Here is a 470-nt window from a genome sequence, read left to right as displayed (position 1 = left end):
GCTGGCATCGTTGGATGCGGGGCTGCCGCGCCCGGGTGTGTGGCCGCAGTGCCATACCCTGGCGTTCGACGTCTCGGTCTGGGAAGTCTTCGGCGCCCTGTTGCGTGGCGGCCGCCTGGTGGTGGCGCCCGAGTCGACGGTGGTCTCGCCGGAGGACTTCCACGCCTTACTGGTCACCGAAGAGGTCAGTGTCCTCACCCAAACCCCCTCTGCGGTGGGGATGTTGTCGCCACAGGGCCTGGAGTCTGCGGCGTTGGTGGTGGTCGGTGAGGCGTGCCCGCCCGAGATTGTGGATCGCTGGGCGCCCGGGCGGGTGATGATCAACGCCTACGGCCCAACCGAGACGACCATGTGCGTGGCGATCAGTGCTCCGCTGACACGCGGGTCGCTGGTGCCGATCGGTTACCCGGTACCGGGTGCGTCGCTGTTCGTGCTGGACGAGTGGTTGCATTTGGTGCCGGCCGGGGTGA

The 470-nt window shown here is 68.1% G+C and carries 1 protein-coding gene; it reads left to right on the top strand.

Features of this window, described 5'->3' with window-relative positions:
- A partial coding sequence (locus AC5Y6X_RS24425) for an AMP-binding protein (RefSeq protein WP_499989718.1) occupies positions 1-470 on the top strand: 470 nt, incomplete at both ends.

Source organism: Mycobacterium sp. NGS26 (assembly GCF_059813025.1).
Note: the sequence above shows the minus strand (reverse complement) of the source record. Positions and strands in the feature narration are given on the sequence as shown.